The organism is Sulfitobacter sp. M85 (assembly GCF_029285915.1).
GTDB lineage: Bacteria > Pseudomonadota > Alphaproteobacteria > Rhodobacterales > Rhodobacteraceae > Sulfitobacter > Sulfitobacter faviae.
Genome location: NZ_JABECQ010000013.1, coordinates 1 through 24,591, shown reverse-complemented (window position 1 = coordinate 24,591; position 24,591 = coordinate 1). Strand labels below are relative to the sequence as shown.

Below are 24,591 nucleotides of genomic sequence, written 5' to 3'. Positions count from 1 at the left end.
CCCGTAGAGGGCATCACGATTGGAGTAAGACAATGCGTCACGCACGTGGATACCGCCGCCTGAACCGTACACATGAACACCGCAAGGCGCTGTTCTCGAACATGGCAGGCTCGCTCATCGAGCATGAGCAGATCAAGACCACCTTGCCGAAAGCCAAGGAACTGAAGCCGATCATCGAGAAGATGATCACGCTCGCCAAGCGCGGCGACCTGCACGCCCGCCGTCAGGCCGCGTCGAAGCTGAAAGAAGACCAGTATGTCGCCAAGCTGTTCGACGTGCTGGGCCCGCGCTACAAAGACCGTCAGGGTGGCTACGTCCGCGTTCTGAAGGCCGGCTTCCGCTATGGTGACATGGCGCCGATGGCGATCATCGAATTCGTTGACCGCGACCGCGACGCCAAGGGTGCCGCCGATAAGGCGCGTCTGGCCGAGGAAGAAGCGGCGGAATAAGATCCCCGCCATGGTTATTCGGAAAGCCCCGCCCTCGGCGGGGCTTTTCTTTTGCAGGGGAGAGTGACGGAAAACGCAGTTGCACCGGCCCCAGTCCCTGCGCATATCTGGGGCATGAGAACCCTTGCCCTGATCCTCATGCTACTGGCCGCGCCCGCGATGGCGCAGCAGGTACCAAGCTCCGCCGCACAGATGCAGTTGAGCTTTGTGCCGCTTGTCAAGGAGGCCGCGCCGGCGGTGGTCAACATCTACGCCCGCACCATCACCAAGGCCCGCCGCACGCCGCTGCAGGCCGACCCCTTCTTCGAGCGTTTCTTCCGCGATCCCTTCTCCGAGCGGCCCCGGGTGCAGAACTCGCTCGGCTCCGGCGTGATCCTTTCCGCCGACGGCATCGTCGTGTCGAACTACCATGTCGTCGGTACCGCCACCGACATCCGCGTGGTGCTGAACGACCGGCGCGAGTACAGCGCCCGGGTGCTTCTGGGCGATGCCGACAGCGATCTTGCGATCCTCAAACTCGAAGGCGCGGAGGACCTGCCGTTTCTTGAGTTGCGCGACAGCGACGCGGTGGAGGTGGGCGAGCTTGCGTTGGCCATCGGCAACCCCTTCGGCGTGGGCCAGACCGTTTCGAGCGGGATCGTCTCGGGGCTGGCCCGCTCAGGCGCCGCGGGCGGGGGAGGTCAGGGCTATTTCATCCAGACCGACGCGCCGATCAACCCGGGCAATTCCGGCGGGGCGCTCATTGACATGGGCGGACGGCTCATCGGGGTGAATACCTCGATCCTGACGCGCTCGGGCGGCAGCAACGGCATCGGTTTTGCCATTCCCGCCGATCTGGTGGCCGCCTTCGTCGCACAGGCCCGCGCGGGGGAGACCGCTTTCCAGCGCCCCTGGGCGGGGCTTTCGGGCCAGCCGGTCGATGCCGACATGGCGGGGCCCTTGGGGCTGGACCGTCCGGGCGGGATCATCGTTTCCGGGCTGCATCCCGCCAGCCCCTTCAACGGCGCGGGGCTGATGGTTGGCGACGTGATCGTCAGCGTCGACGACCAGCCGGTGAACACGCCCGCCGAGATGATCTACCGCATGTCGGTGGCAGGTCTGGGCCATTCCGCGCGCGTGGGCGTCATGCGCGAGGGGCGGCTGCAGGAGGTGACCGTGGCCCTGATCGCCGCGCCGGACGTGCCGGACCGGGCCGAGGTCACCTTGGGCGCGCGCAGCCTGCTGCCAGGGCTCAAAGCGGCGCGGATCAATCCGGCAGTCATTGCCGAGATGAACCTGCCCTTGGAAAGCGCGGGCGTGGTGGTGCTCGACGCCGGGCGTTTCGGCCCACGCGTGGGGCTCAGGGATGGCGACGTGGTCATTTCGGTCAACGGCGTAGCGGTGGAGGATACCGCAGCCCTCGTGGCGCTGCTCGCGGGGCAGGTGCGCCGCATCCAAATGGTGATACAACGCGGTGACCGGCGCATGGCGCTGCGGTTCAGGGGGTAGCGTGGCGGATTTGTTCGGAGACACGGAAAAGGCGGAAGAGGGCGGCCACCGCCCCTTGGCCGACCGGTTGCGGCCGAAATCGCTTGGCGATGTGATCGGTCAGGAGCAAGTGCTCGGCCCCGATGCGCCGCTTTCGGTGATGTTGGCCGCCGGGGCGCTGTCTTCGCTGATCTTCTGGGGGCCGCCCGGCGTCGGCAAGACCACGATCGCGCGGCTCTTGGCTGATGAGACCGATCTGCATTTCGTGCAGATCAGCGCGATTTTCTCGGGCGTGCCGGAACTGCGCAAGGTTTTTGACGCGGCCAAGATGCGGCGGCGGCAAGGGCAGGGGACGCTGCTCTTCGTCGACGAGATCCACCGTTTCAACAAGGCGCAGCAGGACGGCTTTCTGCCGCATATGGAGGATGGCACGATCCTTCTGGTCGGCGCTACCACGGAGAACCCGAGCTTCGAGCTCAACGCCGCTGTGCTCAGCCGGGCGCAGGTGCTGGTGCTGGAGCGCCTGCCGCATGGCGATCTGGAACGCTTGGCGCAGCGGGCGGAACGCGAGCTGGGCAACCCCCTGCCGCTGCAACCCGAAGCGCGTGAGGCGCTTTTGGAGATGGCCGATGGCGACGGGCGGGCGCTGCTCAATCTGATCGAGCAGGTGACCGCGTGGAAGGACGATGCCCCGCTCGACAAGGCGGGCCTGTCGAAACGCCTCATGCGCCGCGCGGCGCAATACGACAAATCGGGGGATTCGCATTACAATCTTATCTCGGCCCTGCATAAATCCATGCGCGGCTCGGACCCGGACGCGGCGCTCTACTGGTTGGGGCGGATGCTGGAGGGCGGCGAGGACCCGCGCTACCTGATGCGGCGGATCACCCGCATGGCGGTGGAGGACGTCGGCCTTGCCGATCCGCAGGCGCAGGCCTTTTGCCTGCAGGCATGGGAGACCTACGAGCGGCTCGGCAGCCCCGAAGGGGAGTTGGCCATCGCGCAGGCGCTGACCTACATCTGCCTCGCGCCGAAATCCAACGCCGTCTACAAGGCCTACAAGGGCGCGCGGCGTCTGGCGCGCAGCACCGGGTCGGAGCCGCCGCCGAAACATATCCTCAACGCGCCCACCAAGCTGATGAAGGAACAGGGCTACGGCTCGGGCTATGCCTATGACCATGACGCCGAAGATGGGTTCTCAGGCCAGAACTACTTCCCCGACACGATGGAGCGGCCCAGCCTCTACGAGCCGGTCGAGCGCGGTTTCGAGCGAGAGTTGAAAAAGCGGCAGGATTACTTTGCCGGACTGCGGGCCAAGCGGAAAACTTGACTTCGGGCCGCACCCGCGCGATGGGGTGTCGATGATGAAAACACTGATCATGGTGGCGCTCGGCGGCGCTCTGGGCGCGTGCTTGCGCTACCTTGTCGGTCTGGCCGTCGGCTTTCCGTTGGGCACGCTTGCGGTGAATGTTGCAGGTTCGCTCCTCATTGGGGTGGTCTGGGTCGCGCTGGCCGATAAGGCGCTGCTGCTGCCCTTTGCGATGACCGGGCTTTTGGGTGGCTTCACCACCTTCTCGGCGTTTTCACTCGATACCCTGCGGCTGCTCGAAGCGGACCGGGCAGGGGTCGCATTTTCATATGTGGGGGCCTCGGTGATCTTGTCGCTGGCCGCCTGTTTGCTGGGTCTCTGGTTGGCCCGAGAGGTATTGGCATGAGCCGCGTACAGACAGTGACCGTCGCCGAGGGCGATGGCGACCAGCGGCTCGACCGCTGGTTCAAGCGGATGTTTCCGCAGATCAATCAGGGCCTCATCGAGAAGATGTGCCGCAAGGGCGAGATCCGCGTCGATGGGGGCCGGGTCAAGGCCAACACGCGGCTCGAGGCGGGCCAGCAGGTGCGCGTGCCGCCGCTGCCCGATGCCGCGCCGCCCCCACCGCCCAAGAGGACACGCATCACCGAGGCGGACGCCAAGATGATCCGCAACTGCGTGATCTACCGCGACGACCATGTCATCGCGCTGAACAAGCCCGCCGGACTGGCGGTGCAGGGCGGCTCCGGTCAGGCCGACCGCCACGTCGACGCGCTGTCCGAGGCGCTCATTTTCGATGCCGAGGAAAAGCCGCGGCTGGTGCACCGGCTCGACCGCGACACCTCGGGCGTGCTGCTCTTGGCGCGGACCCGCGCGGCGGCCAAGGCGCTGACGGCGGCGATGCGGCACCGCGAGACGCGCAAGATTTATTGGGCCATCGTCGCGGGCGTACCGACCCCGTATTTGGGCGAGATCAAATACGGTCTGGTCAAGGCGGGCGGCCATGGTCGCAAGGGCGAGGGCGAAAAGATGATCGCCGTGCACCCGCGCGACATGGACGACACGCCGGGCGCGAAACGCGCGCATACGCTTTATGCCACACTGTTCCGCGTCGGCTCGCGCGCGTCTTGGGTGGCGATGGAGCCGGTCACGGGCCGCACCCACCAGCTGCGCGCGCATATGGCCGAGATCGGGCATCCGATCGTCGGCGACGGCAAATACGGCGGTTCGGGGCAGGAGAACCTCGGCGATGGCTGGGGCGCGCAACTGGGCGGGATCATCTCGAAGAAGCTGCATCTGCACGCGCGGATGATGCGTTTCGAACATCCGCACACGCGCAAGGTGGTGACAATCACCGCTGAACTGCCCGACCATATGGCGCATAGCTGGGACACCTTCGGCTGGACCGAGGATCTCGCCGAAGAAGACCCTTTCGAGTCGCTGCAATGAGCAAACCGCTCCGTTTGGTGATCTTTGACGTCGACGGCACGCTGGTCGACAGCCAAGGCGATATCTTCGCGGCGATGACGGCGGCCTTCGCGGCTGTGGAGGCGCCCGCGCCAACGCGGGCCGAGATCCTGTCGATCGTCGGCCTGTCGCTGGATGTGGCGATGACGGTGCTGGCCCCCACGCGCCCGGCGGGGGACCACCTTGCGATGGTTGAAGCCTATAAGGCTGCCTATATGACACTGCGGGCCGAGGCGGGGGTGGCGCAATCCTCGCCGCTTTACCCCGGCGCGGTTGAGACGTTGCGGCGTCTTCACGCAGAGCCGGAGGTGCTGTTGGGCGTCGCCACGGGCAAATCGAAACGCGGGTTGGATAAGCTGATCGCCGGTCACGGGCTGGAGGGGCTTTTCATCACGCAGCAGGTGGCGGATTCTCATCCCTCCAAGCCGCATCCGTCGATGATTCATCAGGCGATGGCCGATGCCGGGGTAGGGCCTGAGGCCACGGTGATGATCGGCGATACCTCTTTCGACATGGATATGGCCGCCGCTGCCGGGGTGACCGGGATCGGCGTCAAATGGGGCTATCACGGCCCGGAACGGCTGGCCGCCGCCGCGCATCTGGTCGAGGATTTCGCGGCGCTGCCCGCCCTGCTGGAACAAATCTGGAGCATTCCCGCATGAGTGACTGGAAAGCCAAACGCTTTTGGAAAGACGCCGCCGTGGTCGCGGTCGAAGGTGGTTTCACCGTCGAATTGGACGGCCGCCGGGTGAAGACCCCGGCCAAGCGCCTGCTGACCCTGCCGACCCGCGCCATGGCCGAGGCCGTCGCCGCCGAATGGCAGGCGCAGGAGAAACAAATCGACCCGCGCACCATGCCGGTGACCAAGACCGCCAATGCCGCGATCGACAAGGTCGCGGTGCAAAAGGCCGAGGTCGTCGAGATGCTCGCGGCCTATGGCGACAGCGATCTTCTGTGCTACCGCGCCGACAGCCCCGAAGGTCTGGTCGCCCGGCAATCGGCTGAGTGGGATCCGATGCTGGACTGGGCGGCGCAAACCCTTGGCGTGCGGTTGGAGACGCGGGAGGGCATCATGCATGAGCCGCAAGCGCCCGAAGCCCTGGCCGAGTTGCACCGGCGGACGGCGGCGCTCGATCCCTTTGAACTGGCGGCTTTTCATGACCTTGTGAGCCTCACCGGCTCGCTGATCCTTGGCTTTGCTGCGCTCGAACAGGCCTTTGACCCCGAGGAAATTTGGGCCCTGTCGCGGCTGGATGAGACATGGCAGGCCGAGCAATGGGGCCGCGATGACGTGGCCGAGCAAGAGGCCGAAATCAAGCGGCAGGCGTTTTTACATGCATGTGCAATAATAGTGCTTTGCAAAGCTGCTTAACTTGATAAAAGCTTTGCGACTCGATGTGAAAACCCGCCCTGATTTTGCCCATCGCGCCCTTGACCTTCAAACCTGAATCCGCCCACACTGCTTTTCATTGAGCAGGGGAAACCCTGCACAAGATCGCTTTCGGCGTCATCTGGCGTCGGATTAACCGCCAGTGAACGTGGCGGACTATCAGGAAGAGGTAAAAATGAAAAAAACCGTAATTTTTGGCGCGCTGACCGTTGCTGGCCTTGCGGCCGGTGCTGCTGGTGCCGCCACGCTTGATGACGTCAAAGCCCGTGGCAAGCTGAACTGTGGCGTGACCACCGGCCTTGCTGGCTTTGCCGCGCCGAACGCCAACGGCGAATGGGAAGGTTTCGACGTGGCCGTGTGCCGTGCCGTTGCCGCCGCCGTTCTGGGCGACAAGAACGCCGTGGAATTCGTGCCGACAACCGGCAAAACCCGCTTCACCGCGCTGGCCTCGGGCGAGATCGACTTCCTCGCACGGAACACCACATGGACCTTCAGCCGTGACACCGACCTGAAGTTCGACTTCATCGGCGTGAACTACTACGACGGTCAGGGCTTCATGGTCCCGAAAGCGCTTGGCGTTTCCTCGGCCAAGGATCTGGACGGCGCGACCGTCTGCATCCAGACCGGCACCACAACCGAGCTGAACCTCGCGGACTTCTTCCGCAAGAACAACATCAGCTACGAGCCCGTCCCGGTTGAAACCAACGCCGAAGGCCAGCAGCAGTACCTTGCCGGTGCCTGCGACACCTACACCACCGACGCATCGGGCCTTGCCGCGACACGCGCGACCTTCGAAAACCCCGATGAGCACGTGCTGCTGCCCGAGATCATCTCGAAAGAGCCGCTGGGCCCGCTGGTCCGTCACGGCGACAACGACTGGGGCGACATCACCCGCTGGGTGCTGAACGCGCTGATCGCTGCCGAAGAACTGGGCATCACCTCGGCCAACATCGAAGAGATGACCGGCAACACCAACAACCCCGAAGTTGCCCGCCTCTTGGGCACCGAAGGCACGCTGGGTGAGATGATCGGCCTCGACGCCGACTGGGCCAAGCGCGCCATCATGGCCGAAGGCAACTACGGTGAGATCTTTGCCAAGAACATCGGGGAAGAGACACCGATCGGTCTGGCACGCGGGCTGAACGCCCAGTGGACAGACGGTGGCCTGCTCTACGCACCGCCCTTCCGCTAAATCGCGAAGCGAGGGGCGCAGGAGTTCCTGCGCCCCTTGCGCCTCTGGCCGGTGGGGCTGCCTGCCTCTGGTCAACAAAAGCTCCCTACTGACAAGAAGAACGGTCAAAAAACGACTGACGAAACCCCAACGAGACAATAAAAACCCACGATCGAGATAAATCGATCTACGACCAAAAATGATTCGGCCAAGGTGCGCCAAATGCACCGATAAAAAACAAGCCGGAACACAGGGATACATACATGACGACATTCTCCGACCCTCCCAAGGCGTCGTTCCGGCCATCTATGCTGTTGAGCGATACCCGCTATCGGTCGATCACCTTTCAGGTGATCGCGCTGGCGCTGCTGGTCACGGCGATCTGGTATCTGGGATCGAACCTTGCCGCGAACCTGCGCGCCGCCGGTTTGAACATCTCTTTCCAGTTCCTCGGCAATCCGGCGGGCTATGACATCAACCAGACGCTGATCCCCTATACCAGCCAATCGTCGAACCTTCAGGCGGCTTGGGTCGGGATCATCAACACGCTGCTGGTGTCCTTCCTTGCCTGTGTCACGGCCACGATCTTTGGCGTCATCGCCGGGGTTCTGCGCCTGTCGAACAACTGGCTGGTCCGCAAGCTCATGGCGGGCTACGTCGAGATTTTCCGCAACATCCCGGTGCTGATCTGGATCCTGATCATCTACACCATCATGACCGCCGCCATGCCCGCGCCTTCGGCCTTCCGCGGTGACGATCCGGCCTCGACCATGATGCTGGGCTCTTTCGCCTTTACCAACCGGGGCGTCTATATTCCCGGGCCGGTCTGGGGGCCGGGGTCGATGATCGTGGTGGCGACCTTTGTCGCCTCGGTGATCGGCGTCTTTGCCTACCGCCGCTATGCGACCAAGCTGCTTTATGACACCGGTCGCCTGCTGCCGATGCTTTGGCCTTCGGTCGCGATCCTGTTGCTGCCGACGATCATCATGTTCTTCATCATGGGCATGCCGATCGGGCTCGACTACCCCGCGCTGAAGGGCTTCAACTTCCGCGGCGGCATCCAGATCGGCGCGCCGCTGATCGCGCTGTGGTTCGCCTTGTCGATCTACACCGGTGCCTTCATTGCCGAGAACGTCCGCGCCGGCATTCAAGCGGTCAGCAAGGGCCAGTCCGAAGCCGCTGCCGCCTTGGGCCTGCGGTCGGGCCGGATCATGAACCTTGTGGTGCTGCCGCAGGCGCTCCGGGTGATCATCCCGCCGCTTATTTCGAACTACCTCAACATCACCAAGAACTCCTCGCTGGCGATCCTCGTGGGCTATGCCGACATCACCGCGACGCTGGGCGGGATCACCCTGAACCAGACCGGGCGGGCGATCGAATGCGTGGTTCTTCTGATGCTCTTCTACCTCGTCATCTCGCTGGGCATCTCCATGGTGATGAACGTCTACAACAACGCAACGAAGCTGAAGGAGCGTTAAGCCATGTCAGACACACATGCTGAATCCATCGCCTTCGTGCGTGAAACCTCGCTGCCGCCTGCGGCCCCGCCGGATAAGGTCGGCGGCCCGCTGAAATGGGTGAAGGACAACCTTTTCCCGACATGGGCGAATGCGATCCTGACGATTGTAGCGCTCTATTTCCTCTATCTTCTGGTCTCCGGCTCTCTGCCGTGGCTGTTGAACGGCGTCTGGTCGGCAAGCAGCCTGTCGGAATGTCGTGAGATTTTGGACGGCGCGACCGGGGCCTGTTTCTCGGTGCTGAGCGAGCGTTGGCATCAACTGCTCTTCGGCTTCAAATATCCCAGCGATCAATACTGGCGTCCCACCCTCGCGCTGGTGCTGCTGTTCCTTGCCGCGGCTCCCGTGCTCTTCATCGACCTGCCGCGCAAGCTGCTGCTTTTCACCGGCGTCTACCCGTTCCTTGCCTTCTGGCTGATCTGGGGCGGGCCGATCTGGGGGCCGATCTTCGCGCTCTTGGGCGTCGTGGCGGGCTATGTCGTCTATAGCCGTCTGGTGCAGAAGAGCTTTGCCATGGCGCTGGCGGGCGGCGTCGTCGCTGCGGTGATTGTCTGGTATATCGGCGGCTTTATTGGCGAGGCGCTGCGCCCCGCATCGCCGCTGCTGCAAGCGATCCCGAGCCGTGACCTTGGTGGCTTCATGCTCAACATGATGCTGGGCATCACCTGCGTGTCGCTGTCGCTGCCCATCGGCATCGCGCTGGCGCTTGGGCGTCAGTCGCATCTGCCGATCGTCAAGGGCATCTGCGTGGTCTTTATCGAATTCGTCCGCGGCGTGCCGCTGATCACGCTGCTGTTCGTGGCGAACGTGATGCTGGCCTATTTCTTCCCGCCGGGCTCGGGGGTGGACCTCTTCATCCGTGTTGTGATCATGATCACCATGTTCTCCTCGGCCTATATCGCCGAGGTGATCCGGGGTGGCCTCGCCGCGCTGCCGAAGGGCCAGTACGAGGCCGCCGACAGCCTTGGCCTCGACTACCCGCAGGCGATGCGGCTGATCATCCTGCCGCAGGCGCTGAAGATCTCGATCCCGGGCATCGTGAACATCGCGGTGGGCCTGTTTAAGGACACCACGCTGGTCTCGGTGATCTCGCTGTTCGACATCATCGGCATGATCCGCGGTCCGATCCTCGCCTCGACCGACTGGAACGGCGTTTACTGGGAGCTTTTCCTCTTTGCTTCCGTGCTGTTCTTCATCGTCTGCTACGGCATTTCTCAATACTCGCAGTGGCTGGAACGCCGTCTTGCGACTGACCATCGTTAAGGGAGGGTTCTCGCATGGCTGAGACCGCACAAATGAAAGTATCCGACGAAGTCGCGATCCGCATCGACAACATGAACAAGTGGTACGGGGCCTTCCACGTGCTGCGCGACATCAACCTGACCGTGCATCGGGGCGAGCGGATCGTGATCTGCGGGCCTTCGGGTTCGGGCAAGTCGACGCTGATCCGCTGCATCAACGCGCTCGAAGAGCATCAAAAGGGCACCATTGAGGTCGACGGCACGCTGCTGAGCTCGGACCTCAAGAACATCGACAAGATCCGCTCCGAGGTCGGCATGTGCTTCCAGCACTTCAACCTCTTCCCGCATCTGACGATCCTTGAGAACTGCACGCTGGCGCCGATCTGGGTCCGCAAGACGCCCAAGAAGGAAGCCGAAGAAACGGCGATGCATTTCCTTGAAAAGGTGAAGATCCCCGATCAGGCCAATAAGTATCCCGGCCAGCTTTCGGGCGGTCAGCAGCAGCGTGTGGCGATTGCCCGTTCGCTCTGCATGCGCCCGCGGGTCATGCTGTTCGACGAGCCGACATCGGCCCTCGACCCCGAGATGATCAAGGAGGTGCTCGACACGATGATCGAGCTTGCCGAAGAGGGCATGACCATGCTCTGCGTGACCCACGAGATGGGCTTTGCCCGTCAGGTGGCGAACCGGGTGATCTTCATGGACGAAGGCCAAATTGTTGAGCAAAACGAGCCTGAGGCTTTCTTCAACAACCCGCAAAGCCCGCGCACGCAGCTGTTCCTGAGCCAGATCCTCGGGCACTGAACCGGGAAAATCGGACCAAGGTAAAACCTGCGCCCCGGCCATTTGGTCGGGGCGTTTGCGTTTCAAACCAGTTGTTTGGGGACGGTGAAGGCGTGCAGCACTCCGCTGCTGGGGGCCACCTCGGCCCAGCATTCAACCGCGAAATCCATCACCGTCGTCGCGCCCGAGGGGTAGCGATCAAAGGCTTCCTGTTCGGGCGGCTGCTGCAACAGTCCAGCGGCGGCAGCGGCGATGCCGGGGTTATGCGCCACCAGCAGCAGGGTATTGCCCGTGCCGCGCTGGCGCAGGCTGGTGATGATCTGATCAGGCTCGGCGAGGTAAAGTTGGCGAAGGTACTCCACCTGACAGCCCTCAGGCAGCGCCAAGCGGGCGCAGGTTTCGCGGGTGCGGGCCGCCGTTGAGCAGAGCACCGCATCAGGCAGCAGCGCTTCTGCGCGCAGCCAGTTGCCAAGGGCTTGGGCCGCCCCGCGCCCGCGGGCATTCAGGGGGCGGTCATGATCGCTGGTCCCATGGGACCAGTCCGATTTCGCGTGTCGCATCAGGATCAGGCGGCGCATGTCGTTCCTTTCACTGCTCAGCCCATCATAGGCGCGAAGCAGGGGCAGGGGGCAAGCGCTTTGGGCCTAGCCCTGGCGAATGATGCTGCCCGCGCCGTGTTCGGTGAAAAGCTCCAACAGGCAGGCATTGGGCGCGCGCCCGTCGAGGATGACCGCCGCCCGCACACCGCCTTCGAGCGCGTCCAGCGCGGTCTGAACCTTGGGAATCATCCCGCCCGCAATAGTGCCATCGGCGATCATCTCGTTGATTTGGCTCGCTGTGAGGTCGGTCACAACCTCGCCCTTGCCGTCTTTGACGCCCGCCACATCTGTCAGCAGCAGCAAGCGGTCGGCCTCCAACGCGCCTGCGATGGCGCCAGCGGCGGTGTCGCCGTTGATGTTATAGGTCTCCCCCCCGTGGCCCATACCGAGCGGCGCGATGACGGGAATGATGCCCTTGTCGGCAAAGTCCCGCAGGATGCGCGGGTTGACCTGTGTCGGGTTGCCCACGAGGCCCAGAGCGGGGTCTTCGGGGTCGCAAACGATCAACCCGCTGTCTTTGCCCGAAACACCGACCGCACGGCCGCCTTGCTCCGAGATCGCCTGCACGATTCGCGCGTTGACAAGGCCCGAGAGCACCATCTCGACCACTTCCATGGTCGCGGCATCGGTCACCCGTTTGCCGTTCACGAATTCGGATTTGATGTTCAACCGTGCCAGCATGTCGTTGATCATCGGGCCGCCGCCATGGACGATCACCGGGTTCACCCCCACCTGCCGCATCAGCGCGACATCGCGGGCAAATTCGTCCATCGCTTCGTCGCTGCCCATCGCATGGCCGCCCAGTTTGATGACCACGGTGGCATCGGCGTAGCGTTGCAAAAAGGGCAGAGCTTGGCTGAGGGTTTGGGCGGTGGCGATCCAGTCGCGGTTCATGTCTTGCGTTCTCATCTGTTGACCTATGGGAAGCCGATAGCGGCGGGAGGTGCTATACCAGCGTGGCGATGATGGCACGCAGCGTAGGGATGCCCCAGCCCTTTTCCGAAGATGTCACGACAATCTCCGGGAAGGCGGCGGGGTGTTTGCTCAGCGCGTCTTTCACCTGTGACAGGATCTTTGCGCGTTCGGCTTCTTTAACCTTATCCGCCTTGGTCAGCACGACCTGAAAGGTGACGGCGGAACTGTCGAGCAGAGACATGATCTCATCATCGACCTTCTTCACACCATGGCGCGCGTCGATCAGCACGAAGGCGCGGCGCAGGGTCTGGCGGCCCGAGAGGTATTGTTTCAGCAGGCGCTGCCACTTCTCGACCACCGGCAGCGGCGCATTGGCATAGCCATAGCCCGGCAGGTCGACGAGGTAGTGCTCTTCCCCCGCGGTGAAAAAGTTAATCTCTTGCGTCCGGCCCGGTGTGTTCGACGCCCGTGCCAGCGCTTTCATCCCTGTCAGCGCGTTGATCAGCGTCGATTTCCCGACGTTGGAGCGCCCGGCAAAGCAGACCTCCATCCGGTCGGGGGGCGGCAACCCATCCATCGCCACCACGCCTTTGACGAATGTCGTCTCCCCGGCGAAAAGCATCCGGCCCTTCTCGGCGCTCGGGGCGTCGGGCTCTTCGGCGATGGTGTAGTTCACTTGCATCAGATCAGCTCCAGTTCGTCGCGCACGGCGATCTCTCCGCCTTTGGTGACGGTCAGGGTAACACCGAAATCCCGGTGACCCAATTGGTCGAGTGCGGCGAGCGTGTCCACGTCGCGCGCGCCGGTGTCGGTGTTTACGGTGGTGGCAAGGCAGCGGGTGATGCGTTTGGAGACATGCAGCCGTGCTTCGCCGATTTTCAAGTCACGCCCCAGCCAGTCGAACTCGGCCCAAGGGGCGGCGCCATCAAACCAGATGTTGCCGCGCCAGCGGGCGGTTTGCAGCGGGGCATTCGCCAATTCTTCGACCGCGCGATGGGAGGTGAGGCTGTTAAGCGACAGCGTTGGCTCCGCGCTGTCGGTATAGCCGCGGCCATCAAGGCGGAGGATATCCACCGGGGCAGCGCGGCCTTCGGCCACCAGCGGGCGCACCCAGTCGAGGAAGGCAGCCTGTTCGCGATCCGGGAGGAAGGTGATTTCGCCGCGCATCGGGTGGCGCAGGGTGAGCATTTCAGTGGTCTCATCCAGCTTGGCCGTGATCGCCTGCAACTGCGGCGAAGAGGCCCCCCGGGTGAAATTCAAACACCGCGCCCAGTCTCCGGGCGCGGCTTTGGAGGCATCATGGGCCACGGCCCAGAGCCGGTCATAGGGCATGGCTTGCCCGGCGCGCAGGGTCACATGCTCAACCGTCTCGCGGCCATGGGCCTTGAGCGGATGCCGGTTGAGCGCGGTGACCTGCATCACTTTTTCGACTTGCCCGATTTGGGCTTGGCATCCGCATTGGCGGCAGCGCTCTTGGGCGTGCGTTTGAAGCCGCCTTTGATGTTGCCCCAAAGGTCAGGTTTGTACCCCTGGCTGCGCATGATCAGATATTGCTGGGTGAAAGTGATCGTGTTGTTGGCGATCCAGTACACCACCAAGCCGCTCGCGAAACCGCCCAGCATGAACATGAAGACCCAAGGCATCCATGCAAAGATCATCTGCTGTGTCGGGTCGGTGGGCGCCGGGTTCAGCTTTTGCTGCAAGAACATGGAGATACCCAAGAGCAGCGGCAGGATGCCGATGAAGATCAGCGCCAGCATCGAGCCCGGCTCGGGCGCGGCATAGGGCAAGAGGCCCCAGAGGTTCATGATCGATGTCGGATCGGGCGCGCTGAGGTCTTGGAACGGGCCAAAGAAGGGCGCGTGGCGCAACTCGATCGTGACGAAAATCACCTTGTAGAGCGAAAAGAAGATCGGAATTTGCAACAGGATCGGCAGGCAGCCCGCAGCGGGGTTCACCTTGTTCTTCTTATAGAGCTCCATCATGCCCTGTTGCATCTTCTGACGGTCGTCGCCCGCTTCTTTCTTCAGCTTTTCCATCTCGGGCTGAAGCTCTTTCATCCGCGCCATGGAGACGTAGGATTTATAGGCCAGCGGGAAGAGGACCGCCTTGATCAGCAGCGTCAGGCCGATGATGGCGACACCCATGTTGCCAATAAGTTTGTTCAGCTCATGCAGCAGCCAGAAGATCGGCTTGGTCAGGAAGAAGAACCAGCCCCAGTCGATGCTGTCGATGAATTTGGCAACACCGGAGGATTGGTAATTCTGAAGGGTTTCCCATTCCTTGGCACCGGCGAAGAACTTGCTGGAGGTGCTTACGCTTTCGCCTGCCGCGACCGAGCGGGTCGGCTGGCGGGTGAAGGCGCGGTAGGTGTCCGCGCGCGGATCATAGGTGAGCGCCTGTTCAAAGGTTTCGCCCGCATCGGGGATTAGCACCGCCTGCCAATAGTGATCGGTAAAGCCGACCCAGCCCTCGGTGACGCCTTCGGTGACCACGGCGGGACGGCCCCAGGTGCTGTTCACATCGGCTTCGGTGATATCGTCCCAATCGACTTCGGAAAGTTCACCATTGGCCATGGCCACGGCGCCTTCATGCAGGATGAAGAAGCTTTTCAGGTCTTCGGGCAGCCCGTGCTGCGCGATCATGCCGAAGGGGGCGAGGTTCACTGCGCCTTCGCCGTTGTTGGTCACGCTCTGAGTGATGTCGAACATATATTGGTCATCGACCGAGATGGTGCGGGTAAAGACCTGCCCGGCGCCATTGTCCCAAGTGAGGGTCACGGGGCTGTCGACGCCCAGCGTTTCGCCCTCGCTCAGGGTCCAAAGCGTGTCGACACCCGGGACGGCATCGGGGGCGAGGCCCGAACCGGCGGCCCAACCGTGAAGCGCGTAGTAGGCATCGCTCGATCCTTCGGGGGAGAGCAGGGTCACGATTTCGGCGTCCGCGTCGAGCGTGGTTTGGTAATCGTTCAGTTTCAGATCGTCGATCCGACCGCCCATGAGCGAGATGGAGCCGCTGACCTTGTCGGTCGCGATTGCCACGCGGGGCGCTGCCGCCAGTGCCGCGCGGCGGCCTTCGGGGGCGGCGCCTTCGCCATCTTCCGTGCCGGGCGCGGCCGCGGTATCGGCGGTGGAGGCGGGAACCGAAGTGCCTTCGACAGTATCGCTGATCTCACTGCCGGGCTCCAATGCTGGGTCGGCTTCAGGGGGCGGGAACAGAAGGAACCACACGAGGATGACGGCAAAGCTGAGCGCCGTGGCAAGGATGAGATTCTTGTTCTGTTCGTCCATGGGGACCGCCACCTGATGTCTTTGAATATCACGGGGGTTCAACAGAGTGCGGGACCAAAGGTCAAGTGGAATCGGGCGGGATGAAGGGGGATGCAGGGTGGTTTTGGTCCATCTGGCATGGGTTTTGCGGAGTTTCGCCGGGGGCGGTTGCGGGGGAGCGGTGGCCTCGGCATTGAACGGGGCAGGGGGCGAAGGGTGTGACCGTAATTCGGGGCGCGGGGTGTTCTCCTCTGCCTCAGACCTCTTCGCCAGTCGCGACCTCCGTCGCTTAATACCCCCGGGCCCGGGCTAAGCACAGAGCCCGCTAGGTGGCACGCCCATTCATGATGCGCGGCACGTCTTGCAGTTTCGCGTTGTGGCGGGCGATCCAATCGAGTGTTTGTTCAAAGGGCATGGGGCGGGCGATGCCGAATCCCTGCACATGGTCGCAGCCGAGTTGGGCGAGCAAGACATGCTCCCCCACCGTTTCCACCCCTTCGGCGAGGGTCTCAATGCCCAGTCGTTCGGCCATGGTGAGAATGGCGCTGATCATGCGCTGTTGGTCGGGGTCGCGGTCGGCTTTCATGACGAAAGAGCGGTCAATCTTGATCCGGCTGACGAAAAAGCGGCGGATGGATGCGATGGAGGCATGGCCCGTGCCGAAGTCGTCAAGATCGATGCGGCATCCGAGCTTGCGCAGGGCGTTGATATTGCGGGTGATCACATCGTCGGCAGTTGAGGCGACGACGGTTTCCAGCACTTCGATCGCGAGCCGGTCGGGGGACAGGTCGAACCGGTCCAGCTCCCAAGTGATTTTGTCGATGAGCCGGGGGTTGGCAAGTTCACCTCCGGCGAAATTCACCCCGATCTGCGGCACCACGGTGCCGGACCCATCCCAGGCTTTGAGGGCCGCGAAAGAGTGGTACATCATGACTTCGGCCAAACGCTCCAACAGACCGGCCTCTTCGAAGGCGGGCAGGAAATCCGATGGTGGGATCATGCCCTGTACCGGATGGTTCCAGCGCGCCAAGGCTTCAAAGCCGGTGATCTGGCCTGTGTCGGTTGAGATTTGCGGCTGGAACCAGGGTTGTATTTGGCCACTGTCTAAGGCCTGCGCGACCTCTTCGCGCAGTTCGGCGCGGCTTTCGGTTTCCCGGCGCATCTGGTCGGAAAAGGCGCGAATGGAGGAGGGGCCGCGCCGCTGCGCACTGCGCAGGGCGGTGGCAGCGGCGGCAAGCCATGCGGCGGCATCCCCGCCCGGGGTGCGGGTGTTAAGGCAAAAGCCGACGGAGGCCGTGAGGTAGATCGTAACCCCATCGACGAAAAACGGTTCTTCCAAAGCGGATTGTAGCCGCCCGGCCAGTTGAATGCAGAGTTCAAGGTCAAGCTGCCGTACAGGGGCCGTGCAGACGGCGAACCGCGCCTCTCCCATCTTGCCGATGAGATCATCGTCGCGCAGGGCCCCTTGCAATCGTTCGCCGCTTTGCCGCAGGACCGTGTCGGCGGCGGTCTGACCGTGGCGTTCGAAGATTTGGTCAAGCCCTTCGAGCGCAATGAAACATGTGGCCGACAAACGCCCCCGAGATTGGGCGGTTTGAAAAACTTGTTCGGCCAACTCCTCAAAAGCGCTGCGCTGTAGGATGCCGCCGCGCGCGTCTTGGGGGGCTGAGAATTCCCGCCAAAGCGCTGCCTCGCAAGAAAAAGAAGCGGCAGCGCAGCGGAGGCGGCGATCAGGGCCATTTCGCCGCCGATCCAAAAGGCCAGCAGCGTCAGCGCGGGGAAGAAGGCCAAAGCAGCCTGACCGCTGAGCAAAGCGGCGAACGACTGGCGCAGTTGCGTGAGCCCGGAAAGCCGGTGAATTGCCATCGCGATATCCCTTCCCAATACGCGCAATGCCTGCGCTGACGGGGGAGGGATATCGCCTTTAGGGTGTGCTGTGGGTTAACAGAACCCGCTTTTTTGCGGATTGTTATCTAAAATTGTTCTTGCTCCGTACCCTCAACGTTCCGCATGAGCCCGGCGAAGTCAAAAAGCTTGGGATCCAGCAGGTGGGAGGGGCGGGCGTTCATCAGCGCGCGGAACATGACTTGCCGACGACCCGGGCTATTGGCCTCCCACCCGTCGAGAATCGCCTTCACCTGCTGCCGCTGAAGCCCGTCCTGCGAGCCGCAGAGATCGCAGGGAATGATCGGGTAGTTCATCGCCGTGGCAAAACGCTCGCAATCGCTTTCCGCGACATGGGCGAGGGGGCGGTAGACAAAAAGATCGCCTTCTTCGTTAACCAATTTGGGCGGCATGGTTGCCAGTCGACCGCCATGGAAAAGGTTCATAAAAAAGGTTTCGAGGATGTCGTCGCGGTGATGCCCCAGCACCACGGCAGAGCAGCCCTCCTCCCGCGCGATCCGGTAGAGATTGCCCCGGCGCAGGCGGGAGCAGAGCGCGCAGAAGGTGCGCCCGGCGGGGACCTTGTCCATCACGATTGAATAGGTGTCTTGATATTCGATGCGATGCGGGACGCCCATCTTTTCAAGAAATTCCGGCAGCACGGTCGCCGGGAAATTTGGCTGCCCCTGATCGAGGTTGCAGGCCAAAAGCTCCACCGGCAGCAGGCCGCGCCATTGCAGCTCGTGCAGAACCGCCAGCAGGGTATAGCTGTCTTTGCCGCCTGACAGGCAGACCAGCCATTTCGGCTTGGGTGCGCCTTGGGCGGTCGGCTCAACCATGCCGTATTGATCAATCGCCTCGCGGGTCATGCGTACGATGCGTTTGCGCAGTTTCTTGAACTCGGTGCTTTGCGGTGCACCGGCAAAGAGGGGGTGAATCTCGTCGGTTTCGTCCAGCATCGTCGGTCTCTCACTATCAGCTTGGCTTCACCTAGGGCATTTTGCCCCTTTGCCGCAAGCTCGGTGCTAATCGGGAACGTTATCGATCCCGCTTTGCCCCCAAGGGTGGCAGCGCGCGATCCGGCGGGCGGCCAGCCATCCGCCCCGTAGCCCGCCGTGTTTTTGCAAGGCTTCCAGCGCATAGGCGCTGCAGGTGGGCTGATAGCGGCAGTTATGCCCGACCCATGGGCTGAAGATCAGCCGATAGCCGCGCACCGGCAGGGCAAGAAGCGCGGCCAGGGGAGTCATTTTCGGACCCCATGCAGGATATCCAGCGCGCGGGCCAGATCGGCGAGCAACTGATCAAAGGGCAGGGTGGCTGTCGCCTCGCGCCGCCCGACAAAGACATAGTCCATGCCCGCGCGCCCGGCCTGCGGCAGGGTGAGCCGCGCGATCTCGCGCAGGCGGCGCTTGGCGCGGTTGCGGGCCACGGCATTGCCGACCTTCCTGGAACAGGTGAATCCCACGCGAATGGGCGCCGCGCTGGGCTCATCCTCCCGGCGGGGTCGCATTTGTAGAATGAAGCCGGGGGTGGCCACGCGTTTGGCGCGGCTGGCACGTTGGAAATCAGCCCGTTTGGTCAGGGTCTCCAGACGCAGGGAAACCGCCGGGGCAGGGTTCCCCTTCGTGGCGCAAGTGCCATTCAAGGGTGCCTCCGGCGGTGTCATATTCTGGTTCCGAAGATCGAGGGCGCTTATGCGCTCAGCGATTTCCGGCCCTGTGCGCGGCGTGCGTTGATGATCTTACGGCCGGCTTTGGTGGCCATGCGCGCGCGGAAACCATGGCGCCGCTTGCGCACGAGGTTCGAGGGTTGAAAGGTGCGTTTCATCGCTCCGTCTCCATCTAAAGCTGGCTGGGCACGGAATCACTTGAAGGTTCCACCGCGGCCAGCGTCAATTCAAGCCCGTCCTCTAATGCGGCGTGACGCGCAAGTCAAACCCCCTGATAGGGAAAAACCGCGCTTTGCAACAAAATGCCGGTTTGCGGGGCCGGAATTGTTTCAGTTCACCCCGTAACTTTGCAAAATCGCCCTTTCCCGCACAAGTCCCATCAAGCGCGCGTGAGGAGCCTGTTCCCGCGCCCCGCTTCACGCCATCATTGAGGAAAGCGAAATTGGTCTGATGCAGGCCCAAGGAAGTGTGAAAATGAGCCGCAATGACCAAAGTAAACCCGCGCTGATGCGCTATCTGCCCCTTGCGCTGATCGCCGTCGTCGCAGCCATCGGGGCCTTTACCCTGCGCGATTACCTGAGTTTCGACGCGCTGCGCGACAATCGCGAGGCGCTGATCGCCTTTCGCGACAGCAACTACCTGCTGACCGCGCTTGTCTTTGTCGCCGCCTATGTGGTGATCGTGGCTTTCTCCCTGCCGGGGGCCACGGCGGCCACTTTGACGGGCGGTTTCCTCTTCGGGCTGTTTCCGGGCGTGCTTTATAACGTCAGTGCTGCGACCTTGGGCGCGGTGGTGATCTTTCTGGCCGCGCAATGGGGCCTTGGCGCACGGTTGAAAGAGCGGATGGACGCCTCTGAGGGCATGGTGCGCAAGATCAAGGCGGGGATCGACGACAACCAGTGGTCGATGCTCTTCTTTATCCGGCTGGTGCCGGTGGTGCCCTTCTTTGTCGCGAATCTGCTGCCGGCCTTTCTCGGTGTGCCGCTGTTTCGCTTCGTGATCTCGACGTTTTTCGGGATCATGCCGGGGGCCTTGGTCTTTACCTCGGTGGGCGCAGGGCTAGGTGCGGTTTTCGCCCGGGGTGAGTCGCCCGACCTTGGGATTATTTTCGAGCCTCATATTTTATTGCCCATTCTGGGTCTTTGCGTGCTGTCGCTGCTGCCCGTGGCGATCAAGACATTTACCGGTAAGAAGGATCTGCTGAAATGACCAACCGTATCAAGACCGACGTTCTGATCATCGGCGCAGGCTCTGGCGGGTTGTCGGTGGCAGCGGGGGCCGTGCAGATGGGCGCGGATGTGACCCTGCTGGAAGGGCACAAGATGGGCGGCGATTGCCTGAACTATGGCTGCGTGCCCTCGAAGGCGCTGATCAAGACCGGCAAGGCCGCCTATACCCAGCAACACAGCGCGCAATACGGGGTGGAGGCTGCCGCCGGGGTGGTGGATTACGCTGCCGCCAAGGATCACGTGGCCGATGTCATCTCGCAAATCGCGCCGGTCGATTCGGTTGAGCGGTTCGAGGGCTTGGGCGTGCGGGTGATCCGCGAGTACGGGCGTTTCATTTCCGATAAAGAGGTGCAGGCGGGCGATACTATCATAACCGCGCGGCGCATCGTCGTGGCCACCGGCTCCTCTCCGCTGGTGCCGCCGATTCCGGGGCTGGAGGATGTGCCCTATGAGACGAACGAGACCCTCTTTGATCTGCGCGAGAAGCCCGAGCATCTGATTATCATCGGGGGCGGCCCTATCGGCATCGAGATGGCGCAGGCCCATGTGCGGATGGGCTGCAAGGTCACCGTGATCGAAGGCAGTCGCGCGCTTGGCAAGGATGACCCCGAATTGTCCGAGGTGGTGTTGCAGACCATGCGGGACGAGGGGGTGGTTTTCGAGGAAGGCAGCGATGCGGCCAAGGTCAGCGGTGCGGCGGGGGCGATCACGGTCGAGACCAAGGATGGCCGCGTGATCAAGGGCTCGCATTTGCTGATGGCCGTGGGGCGCAAGAGCAACATCGACCGGCTCGATCTGGATAAGGCAGGAGTGGAGACCACCAAGGCAGGCATCAAGGTCGACGACAGCCTGCGCAGCAGCAACCGCCGGGTCTATGCCATCGGCGATGTGGCAGGCGGGCTGCAATTTACCCATGTGGCGGGCTATCATGCCGGGGTGGTGATCCGCTCGATCCTCTTTGGTCTGCCGAGCAAGACGAAGCTGCACCATATCCCATGGGTCACCTATGCCGCGCCGGAGCTGGCGCAGGTGGGGCTGACCGAAGCGCAGGCGCGCGAAGAGCATGGCGACAAGCTGGAGGTCGTGCGGTTCCACTATAACCACAACGACCGCGCGATTGCCGAGCGTCAGACCAAAGGGTTCATCAAAGTCATGGTGGTCAAGGGCCGCCCGGTTGGCGCCAGCATCGTCGGCCATCAGGCGGGCGAATTGATCACCCTGTGGTCGCTTGCGCTGGTCAATAAGATGAAGATGAGCCAGATTGCTGCTATGGTTGCCCCTTACCCCACGATCTCGGAGATTAACAAACGCGCGGCGGGGGCCTATTTCAGCCCGCGCCTGTTCGAAAGCGCTCTGGTCAAAACGGTGGTGCGCGCCGTGCAGCGCCTCTTGCCCTGAGATCGCCCATGATCCACTCGCTTTCTGGCCGCCTGCTGATCCTCACCACCATCTTTGTGATGCTGGCCGAAGTGCTGATCTTTGTCCCCTCCATCGCGCGGTTCCGCGAGGAATATATGCTGACCCGGTTGGAGCGGGCGCAGATCGCCTCGCTGGCGCTTTTGGCCGACGATATGCTCGACCCGGAGTTGGAAGAGGAGCTGCTGCGCAACGCCGAGGTGTTCAACGTGGTGCTGCGCCGGGATGAGGCGCGGCAATTGGTGCTGGCGTCGCCCATGCCGCGCATGGTGTCGCAGACCTATGATTTGCGCGATGCCTCGGCGACGATCTTGATCCGCGATGCGATGCTGCGGCTGTTCCGCCCGGGGAATGAGGTGGTCCGCGTGATCGGCGCGCCGGTGCGCGAAGCGGGGCTGCTGATTGAGGTCACGATGGAGACAGCGCCCATGCGTGTCGCCATGCTCGACTACGGGATTCGCATCCTCATCCTTTCGGCGGTGATCTCGGTCATCACGGCGGTGCTTTTGTTCTTTGCCATGCGGGCCTTGCTGCTGAAACCGATCAAACGGGTGGCGGGGCATATGCAGCGCTATGCCGCCGCACCCGAAGATGCGCGGCGGATCATTGAACCCTCCGCCAGCGTGACCGAATTGCGCGAGGCCGAAGAGGCGCTTCAGAAGCTGCAAACCGACCTCACGCAGGCGCTCAAACAGAAAGAGCGTTTGGCCCAATTGGGCAGCGCCGTCAGCAAGATCAGCCATGATCTGCGCAACATCCTCACCTCTGCCCAGCTGTTCACCGACCGGATCGAAATGTCCGAAGACCCGACCGTGAAGCGCATGGCGCCCAAGCTTGTGGGGTCGATCACCCGGGCGGTGCACCTATGCGAATCGACGCTGGCCTTCGGCAAGGCCGAAGAGCCGGGGCCGACGCTGACGCTCATGCCGCTCGAAGAACTGGTGGAGGAGGTCATAGACGGCGAACGCCTTGCCGATCCCGAAAGCATCGTGCGCTTTGCCGCTGATATTCCCGCGAATCTCACCGTGCGTGCGGATCCTGAACAAATGTACCGCGTGCTGGCAAATCTCATGCGTAACGCCCGGCAGGCGATCACCGCCACCGGCAAACCGGGCGAAGTCTATCTGCGGGCCGAGGATATGGGCGAAGCATGGTGCATCACCGTCAGCGATACCGGCCCCGGCCTGCCGCCCAAGGCGCGGGAGCATCTCTTCACCGCCTTCCAGGGCGGGGCGCGCAAGGGTGGCTCCGGTTTGGGGCTGGTAATCGCCTCCGAACTGGTGCGTGGCCACGGTGGCAGCCTCGCGCTGCGCAGCAGCGGGCCGGAAGGTACGGCTTTTGACATAACACTCCCCAAGGGGGACGGCGCCCTGTAGATTTTTGAAGAAAATTGCATTTCCTTGAAACGAGGGCTTGCAACTCCCCGGGGCTAAGACTAAACCCCCGCTCAGTGGACCGATAGCTCAGCTGGATAGAGTACCTGACTACGAATCAGGGGGTCGGGGGTTCGAATCCTCCTCGGTCCGCCACTACCCAAAATTGAAGAACACGGCCCTTTCGGGGCGTCTTATCCGTCTCGCGGCGGGTTGTAGAAGCCCGTGTCGCGGTAGGGCTGGTCAAAGGCGTGGTCCAGCAGTTCCAGATGGTCTTGGCCGTAATACATGTCACCATTCAGAAAATAGCTGGGCGAGCCAAAGATGCCGCGGGCAATGGCCTCTTCGGTGTTTTGCGCGTGGATTGCCTGCACATCCTCTTCCATCGCCCGTGCGATCAGCCCGTCGCAATCGGGATCGACCGTTTCAGTCGCGCGGCGCAGATGCTCGGGATTCGCGAGGTCGATATCATCGCGCCAATGGGCCTGAAGAATCGCGAAAGAAAGCGCGTCGACATCCCGCCCTGCCTGAGCGGCGGCGATCAGGTAGCCGTTTGCAAGGTTCAGCGGGTTGTCGTGGTGGGTCGGGCGGTGGTTGAGAATCTCCAGCCCGCGATACTGCGCCCAACGCTCAATCTCTCGTCCAAAGAAATAGTCGATGTAATGGGGCGTGAAACCGCGGAAATGGCTGACACGGCCTGAGGCGATCACGGGGTTGAGGTCAAAGGGGCGATGCATCAGCCGCGCACCGCGGGCCGTGCAAATCTCCAAGAGCTTGCGATGCCCCAGATAGGCGTAGGCGGAATGGGCGGAATAGAAATATTCAATGGTGTCCAAGGTCGGCTCCCTCCGGTTTTGCCAGCATCATGGCGGAAACCGACGGGGAGACAAGGACGGGGGCCGAGAGCCGAGTGCGGAATCGCGGGGGTGCCCGTAGCGGGGCGTTTCTAGCCGCGCTGACGCCTCAATACCGGCGGTTATGCAATCTGTTCGCGCGGGGGCGGGGGGCGATTGCGCGGACCTTTCGAGGCTGGGGGCGTTGCTTGGCCATGAATGCCAGTGCCGCCACCGCGGCAATGATCAGGATCAAGAGTTCGTAAGTCCACATGAGCCATTCCTCCTAGGGCATGTTCATAAGGTTAACCTTAGCTATGCCCGATGGGTTCCGTCTTGGCCGGGATGGTGGCGGCCTTTGGCCGGGGCCGCAAGTCAAAAAGGCCGCCGCATTTTTGCGACGGCCTTCTTTCGGCAGTGCCCGCTCCGGGCGTCAGCCCATCTGCCGCACCACGGCCATGGTGGCGATGGCAGGCAGGGTCAGGGTAATCCCCCCATTTTTATGGGGGCTCGATCGTAGAACTTACGCAGCCATTCTCAATTTCTGGGCGGGGGTCATCCCGCCGTTGCCCATGTTGGGGCGTTCGTTGTTGTAGGACCAGAGCCACTC

Annotated in this window: 24 protein-coding genes, 1 tRNA gene and 1 pseudogene; 15 read left to right on the top strand and 11 right to left on the bottom strand. The window is 62.8% G+C overall.

The features are described 5' to 3' along the window. Positions 1-32 precede the first annotated feature (32 nt). The 11 genes from rplQ to HKX24_RS16770 all read left to right on the top strand — a co-directional run bounded on the left by rplQ (position 33) and on the right by HKX24_RS16770 (position 10,815). Entirely contained in the window at positions 33-449 is a 417-nt protein-coding gene (gene rplQ, locus HKX24_RS16820; RefSeq protein ID WP_067263154.1) for a 50S ribosomal protein L17, read from the top strand. A 114-nt stretch (positions 450-563) separates the two neighbouring features. Then, positions 564-1,937 carry a trypsin-like peptidase domain-containing protein gene (locus HKX24_RS16815; protein WP_271692974.1) on the top strand — a complete coding sequence of 458 codons (1,374 nt, stop codon included), beginning with the start codon at positions 564-566 and terminating at the stop codon, positions 1,935-1,937. Position 1,938: 1 nt separating this feature from the next. Continuing rightward, positions 1,939-3,246 carry a replication-associated recombination protein A gene (locus HKX24_RS16810; RefSeq protein ID WP_271692976.1) on the top strand — a complete coding sequence of 436 codons (1,308 nt, stop codon included), beginning with the start codon at positions 1,939-1,941 and terminating at the stop codon, positions 3,244-3,246. A 31-nt stretch (positions 3,247-3,277) separates the two neighbouring features. Then, positions 3,278-3,631 (top strand): CrcB family protein, encoded by a 354-nt coding sequence (locus tag HKX24_RS16805; protein ID WP_271692977.1) that lies wholly within the window; start codon positions 3,278-3,280, stop codon positions 3,629-3,631. Then, complete coding sequence (locus HKX24_RS16800; RefSeq protein WP_271692978.1) at positions 3,628-4,674, top strand: RluA family pseudouridine synthase; 1,047 nt, start codon at positions 3,628-3,630, stop codon at positions 4,672-4,674. The genes HKX24_RS16805 and HKX24_RS16800 overlap by 4 nt, the downstream gene beginning before the upstream one ends. Then, the gene (locus HKX24_RS16795; RefSeq protein ID WP_276154167.1) at positions 4,671-5,354 is read left to right on the top strand and encodes an HAD-IA family hydrolase; all 684 of its coding nucleotides are present in this window, start codon (positions 4,671-4,673) and stop codon (positions 5,352-5,354) included. The genes HKX24_RS16800 and HKX24_RS16795 overlap by 4 nt, the downstream gene beginning before the upstream one ends. Then, entirely contained in the window at positions 5,351-6,064 is a 714-nt protein-coding gene (locus tag HKX24_RS16790; RefSeq protein WP_271692980.1) for an ATP12 family protein, read from the top strand. Before HKX24_RS16795 ends, HKX24_RS16790 begins: the two co-directional genes overlap by 4 nt. 193 nt (positions 6,065-6,257) lie before the next feature. Then, on the top strand, positions 6,258-7,274 hold the full coding sequence (locus HKX24_RS16785) for an amino acid ABC transporter substrate-binding protein (RefSeq protein ID WP_209218372.1): 1,017 nt from the start codon (positions 6,258-6,260) through the stop codon (positions 7,272-7,274). A gap of 242 nt (positions 7,275-7,516) precedes the next feature. Next, positions 7,517-8,731 (top strand): ABC transporter permease subunit, encoded by a 1,215-nt coding sequence (locus HKX24_RS16780; protein WP_067263100.1) that lies wholly within the window; start codon positions 7,517-7,519, stop codon positions 8,729-8,731. Positions 8,732-8,734: 3 nt separating this feature from the next. Beyond that, positions 8,735-10,033 carry an amino acid ABC transporter permease gene (locus tag HKX24_RS16775; RefSeq protein ID WP_271692981.1) on the top strand — a complete coding sequence of 433 codons (1,299 nt, stop codon included), beginning with the start codon at positions 8,735-8,737 and terminating at the stop codon, positions 10,031-10,033. A 14-nt stretch (positions 10,034-10,047) separates the two neighbouring features. Next, positions 10,048-10,815 (top strand): amino acid ABC transporter ATP-binding protein, encoded by a 768-nt coding sequence (locus HKX24_RS16770; protein ID WP_067263096.1) that lies wholly within the window; start codon positions 10,048-10,050, stop codon positions 10,813-10,815. A gap of 62 nt (positions 10,816-10,877) precedes the next feature. Here HKX24_RS16770 and HKX24_RS16765 read toward each other — a convergent pair whose 3' ends face one another. The 10 genes and pseudogenes from HKX24_RS16765 to rpmH all read right to left on the bottom strand — a co-directional run bounded on the left by HKX24_RS16765 (position 10,878) and on the right by rpmH (position 19,288). After that, a complete protein-coding gene (locus HKX24_RS16765) occupies positions 10,878-11,372 on the bottom strand; it encodes a histidine phosphatase family protein (protein ID WP_271692982.1) in 495 nt (164 codons plus the stop codon). Positions 11,373-11,438: 66 nt separating this feature from the next. Continuing rightward, complete coding sequence (argB, locus tag HKX24_RS16760; RefSeq protein WP_271692983.1) at positions 11,439-12,302, bottom strand: acetylglutamate kinase; 864 nt, start codon at positions 12,300-12,302, stop codon at positions 11,439-11,441. A gap of 37 nt (positions 12,303-12,339) precedes the next feature. Then, a complete protein-coding gene (gene yihA / locus HKX24_RS16755; protein ID WP_271692984.1) occupies positions 12,340-12,990 on the bottom strand; it encodes a ribosome biogenesis GTP-binding protein YihA/YsxC in 651 nt (216 codons plus the stop codon). After that, positions 12,990-13,727 (bottom strand): MOSC N-terminal beta barrel domain-containing protein, encoded by a 738-nt coding sequence (locus tag HKX24_RS16750; RefSeq protein ID WP_271692985.1) that lies wholly within the window; start codon positions 13,725-13,727, stop codon positions 12,990-12,992. The genes yihA and HKX24_RS16750 overlap by 1 nt, the downstream gene beginning before the upstream one ends. Continuing rightward, positions 13,727-15,598, bottom strand: a complete 1,872-nt coding sequence (gene yidC / locus HKX24_RS16745; protein WP_271692986.1) for a membrane protein insertase YidC — start codon at positions 15,596-15,598, stop codon at positions 13,727-13,729. Before yidC ends, HKX24_RS16750 begins: the two co-directional genes overlap by 1 nt. 304 nt (positions 15,599-15,902) lie before the next feature. Continuing rightward, positions 15,903-17,443: pseudogene (locus HKX24_RS16740) on the bottom strand (bifunctional diguanylate cyclase/phosphodiesterase). 107 nt (positions 17,444-17,550) lie between these two features. Beyond that, the gene (ttcA, locus tag HKX24_RS16735) at positions 17,551-18,420 is read right to left on the bottom strand and encodes a tRNA 2-thiocytidine(32) synthetase TtcA (protein WP_067267458.1); all 870 of its coding nucleotides are present in this window, start codon (positions 18,418-18,420) and stop codon (positions 17,551-17,553) included. 66 nt (positions 18,421-18,486) lie between these two features. Beyond that, positions 18,487-18,708: a membrane protein insertion efficiency factor YidD gene (gene yidD, locus HKX24_RS16730; protein ID WP_067267460.1), complete on the bottom strand. Its 222-nt coding sequence runs from the start codon at positions 18,706-18,708 to the stop codon at positions 18,487-18,489. Next, complete coding sequence (gene rnpA, locus HKX24_RS16725; RefSeq protein WP_271692987.1) at positions 18,705-19,127, bottom strand: ribonuclease P protein component; 423 nt, start codon at positions 19,125-19,127, stop codon at positions 18,705-18,707. The genes yidD and rnpA overlap by 4 nt, the downstream gene beginning before the upstream one ends. 26 nt (positions 19,128-19,153) lie before the next feature. Beyond that, positions 19,154-19,288, bottom strand: a complete 135-nt coding sequence (gene rpmH / locus HKX24_RS16720) for a 50S ribosomal protein L34 (RefSeq protein ID WP_007118882.1) — start codon at positions 19,286-19,288, stop codon at positions 19,154-19,156. A gap of 316 nt (positions 19,289-19,604) precedes the next feature. Between rpmH and HKX24_RS16715 the strand changes: the two genes are divergently transcribed. The 4 genes from HKX24_RS16715 to HKX24_RS16700 all read left to right on the top strand — a co-directional run bounded on the left by HKX24_RS16715 (position 19,605) and on the right by HKX24_RS16700 (position 23,304). After that, positions 19,605-20,339 (top strand): VTT domain-containing protein, encoded by a 735-nt coding sequence (locus HKX24_RS16715; protein ID WP_271692988.1) that lies wholly within the window; start codon positions 19,605-19,607, stop codon positions 20,337-20,339. Beyond that, on the top strand, positions 20,336-21,757 hold the full coding sequence (locus HKX24_RS16710; RefSeq protein WP_271692989.1) for an FAD-dependent oxidoreductase: 1,422 nt from the start codon (positions 20,336-20,338) through the stop codon (positions 21,755-21,757). The genes HKX24_RS16715 and HKX24_RS16710 overlap by 4 nt, the downstream gene beginning before the upstream one ends. An 8-nt stretch (positions 21,758-21,765) precedes the next feature. Beyond that, positions 21,766-23,151, top strand: coding sequence for a HAMP domain-containing sensor histidine kinase (locus tag HKX24_RS16705; RefSeq protein WP_271692990.1), 1,386 nt, complete (start codon positions 21,766-21,768; stop codon positions 23,149-23,151). A 76-nt stretch (positions 23,152-23,227) separates the two neighbouring features. Beyond that, positions 23,228-23,304 (top strand) — tRNA-Arg (locus HKX24_RS16700). 38 nt (positions 23,305-23,342) lie between these two features. On the opposite strand, the gene HKX24_RS16695 is transcribed toward HKX24_RS16700, so the two are convergent. Beyond that, the gene (locus HKX24_RS16695) at positions 23,343-23,984 is read right to left on the bottom strand and encodes a 2-hydroxychromene-2-carboxylate isomerase (RefSeq protein ID WP_271692991.1); all 642 of its coding nucleotides are present in this window, start codon (positions 23,982-23,984) and stop codon (positions 23,343-23,345) included. Positions 23,985-24,591: the final 607 nt, after the last annotated feature.